This window comes from Stenotrophomonas sp. KH_036_B, assembly GCF_057839485.1.
On the sequence record NZ_CM174491.1, the window covers coordinates 759,666 to 773,272 of the forward strand.

Here is a 13,607-nt window from a genome sequence, read left to right on the forward strand (position 1 = left end):
CACCCGCCGGCCCTTCGATAGTGTGTCGGTGGCCATGGAAGATCAAAAGCGGATTCGATCAATTCCATGCGGTGCTGCGTAGGGACACGCCACGCGTGTCTGCTCTTCCTGTCCGCGCGCGACCAATCTTCGAGGGAGGCCGGCGGGCAGCCCCCGGAGGGACGCTAGAAAACATGGATGTTTTCTAGCAGCCCCCATGGATGGGTTCACGGCGTGTCCCGGAGGGGGCTGCCCGCCGGCCTCCCCATCCCGCAAGCAACAAAGACGCCGCGCTTCTGCTTCTGCCTTTGATTCACAACCCGCAAATGCAAAACGGCCGCGCAGAGCGCGGCCGTTTTACTTTCTCTTACTTCAGCGCCTTGAAGCGCAGGCGCTTCGGCGCGGCGTCGTCGCCCATGCGGCGGCGCTTGTCTTCTTCGTATTCGCGGTAATTGCCCTGGAAGAACTCCACGTGCGAATTGCCTTCGAACGCCAGGATGTGGGTCGCGATGCGATCCAGGAACCAGCGGTCATGCGAAATCACGAACGTGTTGCCCGGGAACTCCAGCAGCGCATCTTCCAGCGCACGCAGGGTTTCGATGTCCAGATCGTTGGACGGTTCGTCGAGCAGCAGCACGTTGCCACCCTGCAGCAGGGTCTTGGCCATGTGCAGGCGGCCACGCTCACCACCGGACAGCGAACCGACCAGCTTCTGCTGGTCCTGGCCCTTGAAGTTGAAGCGGCCGATGTAGGCGCGCGACTGGATCTCGATGCCGTTGATGTTGAGGATGTCCAGGCCGCCCGCGATTTCCTGGAAGACGTTGTGGTTGCCTTCCAGGGCGTCGCGGCTCTGGTCCACGTAGGACAGCTGCACGGTCGGACCGACCACGATCTCGCCCGAATCCGGCTTTTCCTGGCCGGTGATCATCTTGAACAGCGTCGACTTACCGGCACCGTTCGGGCCGATGATGCCCACGATCGCACCGGCCGGCACCAGGAAGTTCAGCTCGTCGAACAGCAGGCGGTCGCCAAACTTCTTGGAGACGTTCTTGAATTCCATCACCGAGTTGCCCAGGCGCTCGCCCGGCGGGATGAAGATTTCATTGGTTTCGTTGCGCTTCTGGTAGTCGACCGACTGCAGCTCTTCCAGGCGTGCCAGACGGGCCTTGCCCTTGGTGCGGCCGCCCTTCGCATTCTGGCGCGACCATTCCAGTTCCTTCTGGATCGCCTTCTGGCGCGACTTTTCCTGGTTGTCTTCCTGCTTCAGGCGCTCGTCCTTCTGCATCAGCCAGTCGGTGTAGTTGCCCTTCCACGGAATGCCGCGGCCGCGGTCCAGTTCCAGGATCCACTCGGCCGCGTTGTCCAGGAAGTAACGATCATGGGTGACCGCCACGACGGTGCCGGTGTAGCGCGCCAGGAACTGCTCCAGCCATTCCACCGACTCGGCGTCGAGATGGTTGGTCGGTTCGTCGAGCAGCAGCATGTCCGGCTTCTGCAGCAACAGGCGGCACAGCGCAACGCGGCGCTTTTCACCACCGGAGAGCTTGCCCACGATGGCGTCCCACGGCGGCAGGCGCAGCGCGTCGGCGGCCACGTCCAGCTGGTTTTCCAGCGTATGTGCGTCGCCGGCGGCCAGGATTGCCTCCAGGCGCTCCTGTTCCTTGGCCAGCTTGTCGAAATCGGCGCCTTCCTCGGCATAGGCGAGGTAGACCGCGTCCAGCGCGGCCTGGGCCTGCAGCACTTCGCCCACACCTTCCTCGACCGCTTCACGCACGGTCTTGGTGGGGTCCAGCTCCGGTTCCTGGGCCAGGTAACCGACCTTGATGCCGGCCTGCGGACGGGCTTCGCCCTCGAAGTCGGTATCCACGCCGGCCATGATCTTCAGCACCGTGGACTTGCCGGCGCCGTTCAGGCCCAGCAGGCCGATCTTGGCACCCGGGAAGAACGACAGCGAGATGTCCTTGATGATCTGCCGCTTGGGCGGGACCACCTTGCTGACTTTGTTCATGGTGTAGATGTATTGCGAGGACATGAGCTCTCCGAAGGCGCAACCCTGCGCCCGTTCCGTCAGGAACAGGAACAGATGAAATGGGATGGGCCCAATTATAGCCGGAAGCGATGACAGCCGCCGGTCGGCCCTCGGGACGGGGCTTGCCGCTGCCTGAATGGGTGGTCAAAGCACCTGAATTGGAAACCGTTTCCAGCCGGAAACCGTTCAGACGGCGTCTGCATGATGGGAATCGTCAATCCACCAAGCGAGGCCAATCATGCGTATGAATCGAATTGTGGTCGGGACCGTGGCCTCGCTGCTCGCGTTGGGGAGCATTGCGCCGGCCTTCGCCGATGACCATCGTGGCCGTGGCCACGACCGTCACGAACGGCACGATGATCGTCACGACCGCCGTCACGACCGTCACGATGACCGTCGCGACTGGCGCGGCGATCGCCGCGAGGCGCATCACGACCGTCGCTACTACGACAACCGTGGCTACTACCGTCCGGCGCCGCCGCCGAGGGTGGTGTACCGCCCGGCGCCTGGCCGGGGTTACGGCTGGGCGCGTGGGCACCGCTACAACGAGTACTACCGGGGCCCGGTCTACGTGGTCAATGACTACAGCCGCTACTCGGTCCGCCGCCCGCCGCGCGACCATCACTGGATCCGCGACGATCGCGGCAACCTGCTGCTGGTGGCGATCGCGAGCGGGATCATCGCGGACTACGTGATCAACAACCGGTAAGCGCGCTGCCTGCACCGCGCAGCCACGCAGGCGTGGGTCTACGCGGCCGGAACAATGCGGTAGTGCCACGCCCTGCGTGGCTGACGCGGACCAAACGAAGAAGCGCGCCCCAGGGCGCGCTTCTTCGTTCTACACGATGGCGATTCAATCCATCAGAACGCCACCGACCAGTCCAGCTGCGCCCCCACATCGCGCTGCCCGTCGCCGTCGCGTCCCTGCACCTGCAGCGACACGCGGCTGTTGGCACTCGGGCTCACCGCCACCCCCAGCTGGGCCAGCACGCTGCTGCGTGCCAGCGGCGCGCCGGCGATGGTGAAGTCCTGCGACCCGCCCACGAAGCGCGCGGTCGCGGTCGGCAGGCGGTCACCGTCGGCGTACTGCCAGCCCACGCGTGCACTGAGCACGGCGCGGTCCTGCAGGCCACCGCTGATGTCCCAATCGGCCTTCAACGCCGCCAGGCCGGTGCGGTACTCGCTGTCGGCCGAGGCAAGGCGCAGGGCGCTGTTGCCGCCACGTTCCTGGCTGCCATCGCTTTCCAGACGCACCTGGGCCAGCTCGATTTCAGGCGTCAGCTGCACGCGCGGACCGCCGAACGTCCAGCCGGCCCGCACGAACGCGGTGGTGCCGGTGGCATCTTCACGGGCCAGCAGGCTCTCGCTGAACGCCGTACCGACCTGCGCCGTGCGCGTGGTGTCGGTGCGGTAGTCGGCACGGGTCACGCCGCCGCGCAGGCTCAGGCCCTGCCAGCGGTAGTGTGCATACACGCCGTACTCGGTCGCGTCGGTCTCGGCCACGGCTGCACGCTCGCGCAGGCGGTTGTCCACCTTCTGCTGGCCGGCGGCCACGCCTAGTTCCAGCGTCTCACGGACCTGCCAGCCGGCACCGGCCATGAGGCCGTGCTGCTGCACGCGCGAGGCGGCGTTTTCGGCGGTGGCGTCGGTGCGCAGCTGCCCACCACTCCCCGCCAGCCACAGGTTGACGCCCGGGGCGACAGCGCCACTGAGCGCGCGGCCGTCCAGGTGACGGTCGATGCCGTCGTGCAGGAAGCGGTTCTGCAGCAGCGCGCCACGGGTGGCGGCATGCACTTCACCGGACAGGCTGTCGAAGGCCGGCACCACTTCCGGCACGGTCAGCCGCACCACGGCGTCGTACACCGCATTGCCTTCGCCCAGTGCTTCCACCGCGCCAGCGACCTGCTGCTGGTTGGTATTGACCACCACGTCCGGGAACGCCAGTTCCACGTCCGGCATCGACACGTCGTTGCGGGTCATGGTCAGGTACACGTTGTTGGCGTCGTAGCTGAGGCTGGGGTCGAGGAAGGCGAAGTTGCTGCTGACCCCGGCGAAGGCGCCGTCCACGCCGGCACCGGCGGAGATCAGGGTGTAGCGGGTGGACAACGCCCAGTTGCCTGCAGCGGCGACGGCGACCGTGCCGGCATTGCCGAGGAACGCCTTGCCGCCTACGCCGACGAAGTCGCTGCTGCCATTGGCGGCAACGTCCACCTGGAAGGTCGCGCTTGAATCGAAGCGCAGGTCGCCGCCCACCGACAACCGGCCGATGCTGCCGATCGAGCGGGCACCGGGGGACAGCACGCTGCCGCTCAGCAGTTCCACGTTGCCCACGCTGCCCATGCCGGCCAGCAGGGCGTTGTTGGTCATCTGGATGTCACCGCCCAGCGCACCGGCCACCTCCAGCATGCCGCCGTTGACGACCGTGGTACCGGTGAAGGCACTGCTGTCGCCGGTCAGGGTCAGGAAGTGGCGGCCCTGGCGCAGGGTGCCGCTGCCGCTGAACTGGCCGTCGTACTGCAGCACGCGGGTGGTGTCGATGGCAAACGTGCCGCCGCTGCCGATCTCGATGTCGCCGGTCGGCAGCGCATTGCCGGTGGCAAGCAGGGTGCCGCCGTCGATGCGGGTGTCGCCGGTGTAGGCATTGCCGCCCAGGACCAGCGTGCCGCTGTCATTCTTCACCAGCAGGCTGTCGCCGCTCGCATCACGCACGTTGCCGGCCAGCGTGGCGCTGGTGCCGGGCGCGACCCACACGCCGACCTCGCCGTTGAGCTGCACGGTGTTGTACAGCGTGACCGGTGTGCCCAGGCCCAGCGAGGTACCGTCGGCCATGCTCAGTACGCCGAGGCTGAGGGCCGCGTCGCTGCCGACCGACAGCATGCCCTGCTCGACGCGCAGGCCGCCACTCCAGGTGTTGTTGCCGCTCAGCATCAACGTGCCGGTGCCGGTCTTGCGCAGCTGGCCGGTGCCGCTGATGGTCTGCGTGGCGCGCAGGCTGTCCGCCACGTCGAGGATGGAGTCGGCCGACACCACCAGCGCGGTGTCGAGGTTGAGCCAGCTGTTGGCGCGCAGGGTGCCGCCGGCCAGTTCGAACCGGCTCTGGCCGAAACCGGCGGTGATCGCGACGATGCCGCCGGCGCTGTCGCCAATGGCCAGAATTGCATTCTGGCCCACCGTGAGGGTGCTCCGGCTGGAGTTGCTCTGTGCCAAGTTGATCGAGCCGCCGACCACGGCGCTGGCGCCGTCGAGAATTTCGTAGGTGCCCTGGCCGGAATTGCCGACCGTCAGGGTGCCGGTGTGTACGGCGTTGCTGCCGCTACCGCTGACCGTGATGCGGCCAACGCTGCCGAAGAGGTTGCCGACGATGGCATTGACGCCCTGGAGCGTGCCGCCATCGGTGACTTCGATCGTGCCGATGCCGCCCTGGCCGGCGAAGAGGCTGTTGCCGGTGTTCCACTCACTGCCCGCGTTCTGGATGCGCACGGTGCCGGTGCTTCCGCCCATCGAGGCGATGTAGCTTTCACGGTCGATGGTCATGCTGCCGCCGTTGCGGATGGTCAGGTCGCCGTTGCCCAGGTGGCCCACGCCGATGGTGTAGCGGGCATTCCACGCCGAGCCGCTGCCGTCGATCACCGCCAGGCCCATCGAGCCTGCCTGGGTGCCCATGTAGAGCGTGTTGGTGTCGAGGCTGCCGCCGCCGACGACGTCCAGCCGGCCGGCGCCGGTGTAGCCGATGTGCACCTCGTCGGCGTCGGGCACGCCCACGCCGGTGATCCGCACGCCACCGCTGTTGACGTAGGCGGTGTCGTTGGGGGTGTCGATGCCGCGGTCGGTCGGCACGCCGCCCACCCAGCTACCTGGCACATTCCACTCGCTGCCCGGCACGCCGACCCATTCCGAATGTGCAGCCAGGGCGCCCGGCGCTATGCAGGCCAGGGCGATACCGGTGAACAGCGGGGCCAGGCGCGGCGCGTGGCGGCGGCTGGTGCGGGAGGCGCTGCGGCCGCCGCGGGCGAATTCGGACACCACCTGCACGCACTTCAGCGCGTGATTGAAGACCACGCGATACACATGATTCACAGCCAACCCCTGTTTGAATGAAAGACGATTCCCTGAGGTGGGAATAACGGCCGCTGGCTGAACGTCTTTAGGGTCAAAAATCACAAAATATGAACAATTCAAGGAACGGCGTCGCAATTCAGATTGTTGGCGGATTTCGCATCATCGGGGTCGGCCCAGCCTCCGGCACGGGCCAGCCCCCGGTTGTGGGCCTTACAATGAAAGGCTGCCGTTCCCCTCACCCCTGCCCTGGAGTAAGCGATGTTCCCGCGTGACGTCCGCATCGAAACCTACGATCCCGAACTGGCCAAGGCCATCGCCGCCGAAACCCAGCGCCAGGAAGACCACGTCGAGCTGATCGCCAGCGAGAACTACACCAGCCCGGCGGTCATGGAAGCCCAGGGCAGCCAGCTGACCAACAAGTACGCCGAAGGCTACCCGGGCAAGCGCTACTACGGTGGCTGCGAATACGTGGACATTGCCGAGCAGCTGGCCATCGACCGCCTCAAGCAGCTGTTCGACGCCGACTACGCCAACGTGCAGCCGCACAGCGGTTCGCAGGCCAACCAGGCCGTCTATTTCGCGCTGCTGCAGCCGGGCGACACCATCCTGGGCATGAGCCTGGCCCACGGTGGTCACCTGACCCACGGCGCCAAGGTCAATGCGTCGGGCAAGCTGTTCAACGCCGTGCAGTACGGGGTGAACGAGCAGGGCCTGATCGACTATGACGAGGTCGAGCGCCTGGCCCTGGAGCACACGCCGAAGATGGTCGTCGCCGGCTTCTCGGCATACTCGCAGGTGGTGGACTGGGCGCGCTTCCGCGCCATCGCCGACAAGGTCGGTGCCTACCTGTTCGTGGACATGGCGCACGTGGCCGGTCTGGTCGCCGCCGGCGTCTACCCGAGCCCGCTGCCGCACGCCCACGTGGTCACCTCGACCACCCACAAGACCCTGCGCGGTCCGCGCGGCGGCATCATCATCGCCAAGGGCGCCAGCGAAGAACTGCAGAAGAAGCTGCAGTCCATCGTGTTCCCGGGCATCCAGGGCGGTCCGCTGATGCACGTCATCGCCGGCAAGGCCGTGGCCTTCAAGGAAGCACTGGAGCCGGGCTTCAAGGCCTACCAGCAGCAGGTGGTCAAGAACGCCCAGGCGATGGCCACCACGCTGATCGCGCGCGGCTACAAGATCGTGTCCGGCGGCACCGAAAACCACCTGATGCTGGTGGACATGATCGGCAAGGACGTGTCCGGCAAGGACGCGGAAGCCGCGCTGGGCAAGGCGCACATCACCGTCAACAAGAACTCGGTGCCCAACGACCCGCGCTCGCCGTTCGTGACCTCGGGCCTGCGCCTGGGCACCCCGGCGGTGACCACCCGCGGTTACGTGGAACAGGACTGCGTGGACCTGGCCAACTGGATCGCCGACGTGCTCGACGCCCCGGCCGACGAGGCCGTGATCGCCCGCGTGCGCGATGCGGTCAGCGCGCAGTGCCGCAAGTACCCGGTCTACGGGTGATGTGACCCGTCGCGGTCCCTGGCCCGGCCGGGGAGCGCGTGTCGACACAGGGAAAATGCTGCATGGATGACATTGCCCAACGCCGCCTTTACGCCGCACAGGCCGTGCTGCTGGGCCTGCCCACGCTGGCGGCCGGGGGCACGCTGTCGGTGCTGGCCGTGCTGGTCTTCTTCTCCCGCAACAACTACATGGGCGGCATCGAGGGCATGGCGCTGCTCGCGTGGGGCCTGTCGGGCATCGTCGGCCTGCTGGGCTGGCTCTGGTTGAGCGCCGTCTATCTTCGCCGCGGCCGGGACGGGCTGCGCCAGAGCGGACCGTTGGGCTGGATCTGCATCGCGCTGGGCACCCTCGGGGCACTGGTGGTGATGGGGCTTGTGGTACGTCTGGTGGGCGAGGGCGGCTGGAAGGATCTCGGTTACCTGGTCGCCGGACCGCTGCTGCTGGTTCCCAGCGCGCAGCTGGTGTGGATGCGCTGGTCGCGTCCGCCGCGCGGCTGACGCCGACGGCCATTTGCTGCCCCGCGTCTTCTCAGGTACCGTTGCGACGCTGCCGTGACCACGGCATGACGTTTTTTTTGATGCAAGGCGTTCCATGTACTGTCCGTTCTGCCAGCATGCCGATACCCGGGTGATCGACTCGCGCGTCTCCGAAGACGGTGCGACGATCCGTCGTCGGCGCGAGTGCGAGGCCTGCAACGAACGTTTCAGCACGCTGGAAACCATCGAACTGAAGCTGCCGGCGATCGTGAAGAGCGATGGCAGCCGCGAGGGCTTCGACGCGCGCAAGCTGCGCGTCGGTTTCGACCGCGCGCTGCAGAAGCGTCCGGTGCCGGAAGACAAGATCGAACTGGCGGTGCGCGCGGTGATGCAGCAGCTGCGCATGTGCGGCGAGCGCGAAATCCCGTCGATCAAGGTCGGCGAGTTCGTTATGAACGAGCTGCGCAAGCTGGACCATGTCGCCTATGTGCGGTTTGCGTCGGTCTACCGCAGCTTCGAGGACGTGGCCGATTTCCGCGAGGAGATCGAGAAGCTGGAGCGCGAATTGCCCTCCAGCACCGAACAGCTGCAGCTGCTGGGCGATGTGATTGCGTTGACCAAGAAGAAAAAAAGTCAGCCGTAGAGCGGACTGGTAGAGCGGACTGTTAGTCCGCTGTCCGATCTCCGAATGACCCGTGCACGCCGCCAACGGCAGCGGACTAACAGTCCTCTCTACCCAGTCGAGGGTAGGGCGTTACCATTGCCGCCATGAACTTCTCCACGCTTGACCACCTGCACATGGCCCGCGCGCTGCGCCTGGCCGAACGCGCCCGCTTCACTGCGCGGCCGAACCCCATGGTGGGCTGCGTGATCGCGCACGGCGAGCGGATCGTGGGCGAGGGCTGGCACCAGCGCACCGGCGGCCCGCACGCCGAGGTATTCGCGCTGCGCCAGGCCGGCGCCGCAGCGCGCGGCGCCACCGCCTACGTCACCCTGGAGCCCTGCGCGCACCACGGGCGCACGCCGCCGTGCGCGTTGGCGCTGATCGAGGCCGGCGTCAGCCGCGTGGTGGCGGCCATGCGCGACCCGTTCCCCAAGGTCGACGGCGGCGGCTTCGTGCTGCTGCGCGAGGCGGGTATCGAGGTGGCGGAGGGGTTGATGGCCGCGCAGGCGCGCGCGCTCAACGTCGGCTTCCTGTCGCGGATCGAGCGGGGCCGCCCCTGGGTGCGGGTCAAGCTTGCCGCCAGCCTGGATGGCCGCACGGCGATGGCGGATGGCAGCTCCAAGTGGATCACCGGTGCTGCCGCCCGCGCGGATGTGCAGCAGTGGCGCGCACGCGCCGGCGCGATCCTGACCGGGGCCGACACTGTACTGGCCGACGACCCGATGCTGACCGTGCGCCTGGCCGACACCGACGTGCTGCCGCCGCTGCGCGTGGTGCTCGATTCACGGCTGCGTTCGTTGGAATGCGCACGCGTGCGGGAGGGCGGGGCGCCTACGCTGTATCTGCACGATGCGGCGGTGAGCCCGCCGGACGCGGCCGACGCCGAATTCGCCAGCGTGCCGGCGCACGACGGACGGCTGGACCTGGGTGCGGTGCTGGCACTGCTGGCCGAGCGCGGCATCAACGAAGTACATACCGAAGCCGGCGCCACGCTGTCGGGTGCATTGCTTGCAGGTGGCTGGGTCGACGAGCTGCTGCTCTACCAGGCACCCACCCTGCTGGGCGAGCACGGCAGGCCGCTGCTCGCCGGCCTGGGCATTCATGCCATGGACCAGCAGCATCGCCTGCGCGTGGTCGATCAACGCCAGGTCGGTGCGGACCTGCGGCTGCTGTTGCGCGTGTGAAGGTTCTGCCACGCAGGGCGTGGCACTACGCGTGACGTGGAGACGTCAGGATGCTGCGACCGGTTGCAGCGCTTCCAGGTGGCGTACTGTCTGTGGAAACTGCTGCACCAGTCGAATGAGGGTCGATGCCTGCGCGTTGGGACGCGCGCGGCCCTGCTCCCAGTTCTCAAGCGTGCGTGCATTGGTACGCAGGTACATGGCAAACACCGGCCGTGACATGTTCAGCTGTTCACGGATGGCGACCAACTCACCCGCATGCAGCGGCGGCAACGGCTTCAGTCGCGCCTTGTGGGTGCGCAGCGTGACCTTGCCCGAGCGCTCATCCTCCAATGCATGCAGCCCCTCGACAAGCTCGGCAAATATGTCGCGTTTCATCATGTGATCCTCGCCAGAAGTTCGGCTTGAAGCATTCGTTTCAGCAGTCTTTTCTGCGTCGCGTCCAGATCGTCCTGGACGCCCTTGCCGTAGAGGGTGAACAGCCAGAACTGCGAACCCGCCAGCCAGTGGAAGTAGATCACCCGTAGTCCGCCCCGCTTGCCACGCTGCCTGCGGTCGTCGGAAAAACGCAGCTTGCGGAGACCGCCCGTGCCCATGATCACGTCACCGGCCTCCGGAGCCCGCAGCAGGAACTGCTGAAGCGCGCAGAACCCGTCGTTGTCGAGGTAGGCGGCACGGTGGCGCGAAAAAGCGGGCATCTCCACGAACACGGCGTGCATAAGTATACGTTTTCTGCGTAGGGTTGCGAGCCACCTTACCTTGCGCCTTCACACCGGAAGGGGGCAGCCGTTCACACCTCGCTTCCCGCATGGATCGTGCATTTGATCGAATTACGGAAAGGGATAGGTGGCCAACGCCGGGGCAAAAAAAACGGGCCCCTTGCGGGGCCCGTCGATCATGGCGCGGGTTAGCGCTGCCCGATCAGTAACTTAGAAGCTGGCGCGCACGCCGACCGAGTACTGGGTCACGTCGTCGTAGTACTGCACTTCGCCGACCACGCCCCAGTTGCGGGTGAAGCTGACCTGGCCACCGAGGGTGCCGATCCACACGCCGTCCATGTCGCTGCCGTCAATGTAGCCGGCCTTGAGCCACGCCTCGGTGCTGCGCGACGGCTTGCCACGCACACCCAGCGCGGCACGGCCGGCGTTGGTGTGGAACTTGTCGGTTTCGCTGGTCACACCGTCATCGAACTTTACTTCGTTGTTGATGCGCATCCAGGCGATATCCGCCGTGAAGTCCACGCGGTCGGTCATCGGCATGTGGTAGCCGATGCCCAGCTCCGGCTGGTCGATCGTGTTCTTGGCGCGGTATTCGCCGACGCTGTCTTCCAGATGGTACGTCTTGGAAGTGGTGCTGTAGCCGCCAAACACGTTGACCTGGTCGGCAATGGCGAACGAACCGCGGAGGTAGCCGCCGTCCAGCTTCGGGTTGCTGCCCGGAACGCTGATCTGCTGCTGGGTCCAGCCGCCTTCGACATAGGTGTAGCTCATGCTTTCGGCAGCGACGGCGGAAAGCGGGGCGGCAGCCAGCAGGGCGGCGGCCAGGAAGATCTTGCGCATGCAGGTTCCTTGTTGTGTGAGGTCCATTTCAGCCAGCCCGTCATGGGCGGCAGGGCGGCGGTCATCGCCACGCGGCGCGCATTTTAACAAATTATTCACAGAAAGCCAGCGCTCAGCCAGCGCTGCTACAATGCCCACGCCGGTTCGCCGGTACACAAACGTCTTCAGGGCGGGGTGCGATTCCCCACCGGCGGTAGGTGCGCAAGCACGAGCCCGCGAGCGCTTCCGGCCTGGCCGGAAGGTCAGCAGATCCGGTCCGATGCCGGAGCCGACGGTATAGTCCGGATGAAAGAAGACGGTGCCACAGGGCCTTTACCGGCCCTGCGCCCGCCTGTTTGCCTTGCGGCGTTTTTCGCTCACTTTTCGCGGAGAACGTTCCTTGTTTACTGGAATCATCGAAGGCGTCGGCCATGTGGCCGCACGCGTACCCTTGGGCGGCGATGTCCGCTTCACCTTCCACGTCGGCAGCCTGCCGTTCGACGCCGTGCAGCTCGGTGAGAGCATCGCCATCAACGGCGTGTGCCTGACCGTGATCGCGTTCGACGCGACGACCTTCCAGGCCGATGCCTCCACGGAAACGCTCGGCCTGACCACGCTGGGTCAGCTGGCCGATGGCGCCGTGATCAATCTTGAACGCGCCATGCGCCCGACCGACCGCCTCGGCGGCCACCTGGTCAGCGGCCATGTCGATGGCCTGGGCACGGTGGTGTCCATCCATGACGACGCGCGTGCCCAGCGCTGGCGCTTCGCCGCACCGGCCGCGCTGCTGCGCTACATCGCCAGGAAGGGCTCGATCTGCGTGGACGGGGTCAGCCTGACCGTCAACGACGTGGACGACGCCGGCTTCGAGGTCGCGCTGATCCCGCATACCGTCGCCAATACCGCCTTCGCGGCGACCGGCGTGGGCAGTGCGGTCAATCTGGAGATCGACCTGGTCGCCCGCTACGTGGAGCGCTTGATCAGCGTGCCGGCCCCGCATGGGCACGCACAGGGAGAAGCCGCATGAACTTCGCCCCCATCCCCGAGATCCTCGAGGACATCCGCCTTGGCCGCATGGTGGTCATCGTCGACGACGAAGACCGCGAGAACGAAGGCGACCTGATCATGGCCGCCGAGCTGGTCAAGCCGTCGGACATCAACTTCATGGTCACCCACGGCCGCGGCCTGGTGTGCCTGCCGCTGACCCGCGAGCGCGCCGCCGACCTGGGCCTGGCGCCGATGGTCCAGGCCAATACCGCGCAGTTCCAGACCAACTTCACGGTGAGCATCGAGGCCGCCGAAGGCGTCACCACCGGCATCTCGGCCTACGACCGCGCCCACACCATCCGCACCGCAGTGAAGCCGGACGCCAAGCCGGCCGACCTGCACCAGCCGGGCCACATCTTCCCGCTGATCGCCCAGCCGGGTGGCGTGCTGACCCGCGCCGGCCACACCGAAGCCGGCGTGGACCTGGCCATGCTGGCCGGGCTGGAACCGGCCGGCGTGCTGGTGGAGATCCTCAACCCGGACGGCAGCATGGCGCGTCGCCCGGAGCTGGAGGTGTTCGCCCGCGAGCACGGGCTGAAGATCGGCTCCATCGCCGACCTGATCGCCTATCGCCTGGCGACCGAGAAGACCGTCGAACGCGTGGACGAGCGCGAGATCGATACCGAGTTCGGCCCGTTCAAGCTGGTGACCTACCGCGACCGGATCGCCCACGACCTGCATTTCGCCCTGGTCCGTGGCCCGGTCGATGCCGAGCCGACCCTGGTGCGGGTGCAGGTGGAAAACCCGCTGGCCGACCTGCTGCATTGGCGCCGCGATGATTTCGGGGTGGCCTCCACCGATGCCCTGCGCGCGATCGCCGCGGCCGGGCGCGGCGTGATGGTGGTGCTCTCGGCCCCGCGCGACACCAACAGCCTGCTGGCCCGCCTGCGCCAGCAGCCGCAGCCGGTGACCCCGGGCAAGGACAAGGACGTAAGCCAGTGGCGCCGCAACGGCGCCGGCGCGCAGATCCTCTCCGACCTGGGTCTGGGCAAGCTGCGCGTGCTGGGCACCCCGCGCCGCCAGATCGGCCTGGCCGGGTATGGCCTGGAGGTCGTGGAGACCATAACGCCCTGACCGGGCGGTAGAGCCACGCCCTGCGTGGCCGCGAGGTCGTGATCCAGC

The 13,607-nt window shown here is 66.8% G+C and carries 12 protein-coding genes and 1 riboswitch; of the genes, 7 read left to right on the plus strand and 5 right to left on the minus strand.

The window, feature by feature from the left end; translation table 11 throughout:
• Nucleotides 1-346 precede the first annotated feature (346 nt).
• Nucleotides 347-2,011 (minus strand): energy-dependent translational throttle protein EttA, encoded by a 1,665-nt coding sequence (ettA, locus tag AC3ITN_RS03345; RefSeq protein WP_313347811.1) that lies wholly within the window; start codon nt 2,009-2,011, stop codon nt 347-349.
• 235 nt (nt 2,012-2,246) lie between these two features.
• Between ettA and AC3ITN_RS03350 the strand changes: the two genes are divergently transcribed.
• On the plus strand, nt 2,247-2,717 hold the full coding sequence (locus tag AC3ITN_RS03350; protein ID WP_489392076.1) for an RcnB family protein: 471 nt from the start codon (nt 2,247-2,249) through the stop codon (nt 2,715-2,717).
• 152 nt (nt 2,718-2,869) lie between these two features.
• On the opposite strand, the gene AC3ITN_RS03355 is transcribed toward AC3ITN_RS03350, so the two are convergent.
• The gene (locus tag AC3ITN_RS03355) at nt 2,870-6,085 is read right to left on the minus strand and encodes an autotransporter domain-containing protein (protein ID WP_489392077.1); all 3,216 of its coding nucleotides are present in this window, start codon (nt 6,083-6,085) and stop codon (nt 2,870-2,872) included.
• Nucleotides 6,086-6,325: 240 nt separating this feature from the next.
• On the opposite strand from AC3ITN_RS03355, the gene glyA reads away from it, so the two are divergent.
• From glyA to ribD, 4 genes are all read left to right on the plus strand, one after another.
• Nucleotides 6,326-7,579, plus strand: coding sequence for a serine hydroxymethyltransferase (gene glyA, locus AC3ITN_RS03360; protein WP_489392078.1), 1,254 nt, complete (start codon nt 6,326-6,328; stop codon nt 7,577-7,579).
• 62 nt (nt 7,580-7,641) lie between these two features.
• Complete coding sequence (locus AC3ITN_RS03365) at nt 7,642-8,076, plus strand: hypothetical protein (protein WP_489392079.1); 435 nt, start codon at nt 7,642-7,644, stop codon at nt 8,074-8,076.
• A gap of 94 nt (nt 8,077-8,170) precedes the next feature.
• Nucleotides 8,171-8,698: a transcriptional regulator NrdR gene (nrdR, locus tag AC3ITN_RS03370; RefSeq protein ID WP_313347816.1), complete on the plus strand. Its 528-nt coding sequence runs from the start codon at nt 8,171-8,173 to the stop codon at nt 8,696-8,698.
• A gap of 125 nt (nt 8,699-8,823) precedes the next feature.
• A complete protein-coding gene (gene ribD / locus AC3ITN_RS03375) occupies nt 8,824-9,903 on the plus strand; it encodes a bifunctional diaminohydroxyphosphoribosylaminopyrimidine deaminase/5-amino-6-(5-phosphoribosylamino)uracil reductase RibD (protein WP_489392080.1) in 1,080 nt (359 codons plus the stop codon).
• Nucleotides 9,904-9,948: 45 nt separating this feature from the next.
• On the opposite strand, the gene AC3ITN_RS03380 is transcribed toward ribD, so the two are convergent.
• From AC3ITN_RS03380 to AC3ITN_RS03390, 3 genes are all read right to left on the minus strand, one after another.
• A complete protein-coding gene (locus AC3ITN_RS03380; protein WP_313347818.1) occupies nt 9,949-10,278 on the minus strand; it encodes a helix-turn-helix domain-containing protein in 330 nt (109 codons plus the stop codon).
• Nucleotides 10,278-10,619, minus strand: coding sequence for a hypothetical protein (locus tag AC3ITN_RS03385; RefSeq protein ID WP_313347819.1), 342 nt, complete (start codon nt 10,617-10,619; stop codon nt 10,278-10,280). The genes AC3ITN_RS03380 and AC3ITN_RS03385 overlap by 1 nt, the downstream gene beginning before the upstream one ends.
• Nucleotides 10,620-10,829: 210 nt before the next feature.
• Entirely contained in the window at nt 10,830-11,459 is a 630-nt protein-coding gene (locus AC3ITN_RS03390) for an outer membrane beta-barrel protein (protein ID WP_313347820.1), read from the minus strand.
• A gap of 156 nt (nt 11,460-11,615) precedes the next feature.
• A riboswitch (FMN riboswitch) is annotated at nt 11,616-11,760 on the plus strand.
• A 78-nt stretch (nt 11,761-11,838) separates the two neighbouring features.
• Here AC3ITN_RS03390 and AC3ITN_RS03395 point away from each other — a divergent pair.
• Both AC3ITN_RS03395 and ribB read left to right on the plus strand, forming a co-directional pair.
• The gene (locus tag AC3ITN_RS03395) at nt 11,839-12,465 is read left to right on the plus strand and encodes a riboflavin synthase (protein WP_313347821.1); all 627 of its coding nucleotides are present in this window, start codon (nt 11,839-11,841) and stop codon (nt 12,463-12,465) included.
• On the plus strand, nt 12,462-13,559 hold the full coding sequence (ribB, locus tag AC3ITN_RS03400; protein ID WP_313347822.1) for a 3,4-dihydroxy-2-butanone-4-phosphate synthase: 1,098 nt from the start codon (nt 12,462-12,464) through the stop codon (nt 13,557-13,559). Before AC3ITN_RS03395 ends, ribB begins: the two co-directional genes overlap by 4 nt.
• Nucleotides 13,560-13,607 lie beyond the last annotated feature (48 nt).